The sequence below is a fragment of the Parafrankia sp. BMG5.11 genome, from assembly GCF_004337455.1.
On the sequence record NZ_SJXI01000185.1, the window covers coordinates 1 to 3,528 of the forward strand.

General features: G+C 66.1%; 3 protein-coding genes and 1 pseudogene. 1 reads left to right on the forward strand and 3 read right to left on the reverse strand.

Annotated elements, in window-relative coordinates:
* Nucleotides 1-159: 159 nt before the first annotated feature.
* From E0504_RS49475 to E0504_RS49485, 3 genes are all read right to left on the reverse strand, one after another.
* Nucleotides 160-792, reverse strand: coding sequence for an integrase core domain-containing protein (locus E0504_RS49475; RefSeq protein WP_165938890.1), 633 nt, complete (start codon nt 790-792; stop codon nt 160-162).
* A 257-nt stretch (nt 793-1,049) separates the two neighbouring features.
* A complete protein-coding gene (locus tag E0504_RS49480) occupies nt 1,050-1,388 on the reverse strand; it encodes a DUF4333 domain-containing protein (protein WP_165938891.1) in 339 nt (112 codons plus the stop codon).
* Between the two features lie 444 nt (nt 1,389-1,832).
* Nucleotides 1,833-2,324, reverse strand: coding sequence for a hypothetical protein (locus tag E0504_RS49485; RefSeq protein ID WP_131628080.1), 492 nt, complete (start codon nt 2,322-2,324; stop codon nt 1,833-1,835).
* 1,044 nt (nt 2,325-3,368) lie between these two features.
* Here E0504_RS49485 and E0504_RS49490 point away from each other — a divergent pair.
* Nucleotides 3,369-3,488, forward strand: a pseudogene (locus E0504_RS49490) (PLP-dependent aminotransferase family protein); the annotation flags it as partial.
* Between the last annotated feature and the right edge of the window lie 40 nt (nt 3,489-3,528).

The following is a 3,528-nucleotide window of genomic DNA, read 5'->3' on the forward strand; positions in this document are numbered from 1 at the left end:
GACTTAAGCTTCACGGCATTGGGTCTTGGTCTGGTGGCTGTGGGTGGGTGTACCCGGCGCCGCGCGTCTGATGGGCCAGGTTCCGACCTGGCCCTGTTTGTCCTGGCCGCGGGGCCGTAGAGGCTCCGGGGTCAGGGATGGCCCGGAGGGCCACCGCCGTCAGGCGGCCGCGGAGCGGTCCTTGACCTTGGAGGGGCGGCCTCGTGCTGTGCGTGGCGCTTCCGGCCCGGCACGTGGTTCTCGGGGATGAGCGGCGGCGTTAGCCGTCTCCACGTCTGTGTCTTTGTCTGGAACGGTCAGGTGGCCTGGCCGGGTCTGTTGTTCGTAGGTGGCTGGTGGTAGTCCACCGCAGGTCGAGTGGCGGCGTTTGGTGTTGTACCAGTCGATGTAGTCGGCGACGGCGGTTTTTGCCTGGGTGCGGGTGGTGAACCGCTGCCGGGCGAGGAGCTCGCATTCGAGGGTGGAGTGCCACGATTCGATGACGGCGTTGTCGAGTGCGCTGCCGGTGCGTCCCATCGACTGGGTGACGCCTGATTTTCGGCAGGTGTCGGCGAAGTCGGTGGCGGTGTATTCACCGCCCTGGTCGGTGTGCAGGACGACGCCGTCGACGTGGCCACCGCGGGCGGTGACGGCGGTGCGCAGCGCGGCAGTGGCCAGCGCCGGGTTATGGCGGGTGCCGAGGGCGAACCCGACGATCCGGCGGCTGTGCAGGTCCAGGACCGTGTGGGGTGTCAGAACTCGGCCACTGGCGTTGACCTGGGCTTTTTTAGGGCGAGTCTCCCGTTCGAGCACCGTTGCTCCTCGCCTGCGCACGTCGGCCCAGGCACTGGGAGCCGCCGACCTGGCCGTGATCAGGTCTCCATCATGCGACGCTCCGACGCGCCGAACGGGCGGCCGGTCCGACGCGCCGATGGGGTGCCGACCGGAGGGAGGCGGGGCCCCGTTCGGCGTGGCCTCGGGGTTCTGGCCCGGTCAGCCTGGGGGTTGGCGCCCCGAAGGGGCGCCCTTGACTGTGTGCCGCCGGCCGACGGGACGCTGTGCCGCCCGCGTCAGCCGTCCGCCGGCAGCGGCGTGGTTCCCACCTGGGCGCTGAACCGTACATCATCGTCGCCGTTGACGGAGGTCACCCGCACATCGACCGGATACCGGGTCGTGTCGCCAGTAACGGAGAGAACGCATTGTATTGAGGCGTCGACCTCGGCGGCCAGATTACCGGGGCAGTCGATGTTGGGAACGGGCTGATTCATCTGCTCGGCCAGCGCGGTGGCCACCCGCTGCTCCAGCTCCGGCTCGGCGACGGCATCTGGCCCTCCGATGGAGACCGAGCCGCTACAGGCGCTCACAGATGCCATTGCCGCAAGCGCGCCGGCCGCGGTGGTGAGGCGCATGGCGCGGGTAGTCCGGTCCAGATTCCAGTTGTCATTCCGACTTGGGAGCATTTGTCCATCATGTCATACCTGTGGATCCCCACGGCCGAGCTGCTTGACCTGGCCGCACGCCGAGTTGCTCATGGACGGGGAGTGTAAGAACAACGACACTCCCCCCTTGCCGCGGACGAGCAGGGTGCGGACCTGGAAGGCGGTATGGCGGTGACGGCTTCCTGCTACGGGAGCAGCCGAGGCGGTCCCGGCCGGAGTTCCAGCTCCGCTGACGTGCATGCTGTGCCACACGGACATCAACCCGGCGTGACGGCCAGCGCGGTCGAGCCGCCGCCGTTCGCGGGAGACCCGTCCCAGCGCGGGGTCGAGGTCTCGGAGAACGTAGCCCCTACGGGATCGAGCCCCACTGCTCAACCCGAAACGGCAGTCAGCGCCCAGAGTCGGAAGCGGCGCTCACGAAGAAACGGCGGTGGGTCGGTGCCGCTTCAGCATCATCACCAGACCACCCGATATCCCCAGCCCAAAGAGGATGACAAAGCTTCCCTTGAACACAGACCCGCGCCAGTTGTAGTCGGCGGTGTAGGCGGTCGGGCGGGTGTCTTCGTCGTCCAGGCGCACGTCGTCGATGGTGGCCGGCATTGGGGCGCTGAACCGGACCTTTTCGGCGTCCTTCAGTTCTACATCCTCCTCGGTGACCGTGCCGTCAGCGCTGGCGAACGTTCCCACCCAAGTGCAGGACTCATCGCCGCATTTTCTGTCGGTGGGGGTGAGCGTGCCCACCGGGCCGTGCGCCAGAGCGCGGCGGCCGTCAATGCCTTCGATGATCAGTGTCAGGCCGGCAGCGCACGTCGTCAGCAGGACGAACACGATCATCACCCAGCAGAACACCCTGCCGCGGGTGGTCAGTTGCTTCTGACGGGTGCGCTGTGGCTTCTGAGAGGTCATGGTGCGGGAAATACTACTGATCGAAGGAAGGTAAACGCCCCTGGTCCGGTGGTTCGGCATCGAACCCGGATCGATGCTGCACGCGGCCAACGCCTACGAGGATCGGTGGAAGTCGTCGACTGCGGCGACGGCGTGATGGCGGATCACCCCCACGGGCGTGGGGAGGACACCACGTTCCGGGTCATGACGCTGCTGGCGGCCCGACGACAGCGGCGCGGGCAGCCTGACCGATGCCGAGGTTGACGTGTATGGCAGCGTCGCCCGGATCCCGTAACACCACAGTCCCTGGCGTGGTCTTCACGCACGCAGAGGAGAACGCCTTCATTAGCAGCGTCGACGAGTTCACCCAGTAGCAGGCAGCACAACCATCAGTTCTCGCTCGGCCGTCGGTTGCCCAGCGCGTCGATCGCCGGACGGTCCGGGCTAACTCTTCTTGGTTCGCGATCAACTACGCAATGTTACCAAGGTGTTCTGTGTCCAGTAAGGGGCGGTATGACTGCTATGTCGAGACGTCGCCGGCCGCACCCCGGCCGCGTGTGTGCGCATTGTGCGCGCGGATGCTCCGGCACGGCGCGACATTTTCCGGCACGTTCCGACACCGAAAATGCCCCGGCCTCGGATTTTCCGGCATTGCGCGTCATTTCCTGGCACGTTCCGATACGCGGTATTCCGTCTTGTAATCGAGCGGCTAGGGGTTCGAGTCCCCTCGCCGGCTCCAGATAGATGGCCCCTGACCTGCGGTTTTGCAAAGTTAGAGATCAGCTATTCAAGATCAAATGGTCGATGTGGGCGTATTGTGGGCGCAAATCGAAGATCGCTGTCATGGCGCCCCATCGATCGCCGCTGATCAGGGCATCAGTTGTCGCCTCTCGTGGAGCCTCGGAGCTCTCGTCGATTGTCACTCTCTGTCATTTTTTGGCTGTGTGAGGAGTCAAGAGGAGGGAGGGGTTTGAGGAACAGTTGGCCAGCCACGCCAACGTCTCCGTGAACGTGCCCGGCGACAGGCCGTCGCCGTCCATCGGAACGTGCAGGATCCGCCGGGTGACGTTGGCCCCGGGGCTGCGCGTCGGGTGGGCACTGGCCCCACCCGAGGTGACCGCCTGGCTGGTGTTGGCGGCGGAGCCGGCGATCCTGTCGCAGTCGATGTTCACAAAGCTGGCGCTGTCTGCCCCCAAGGCTGCCCGCTAGTGCGCTGGCCACGAAT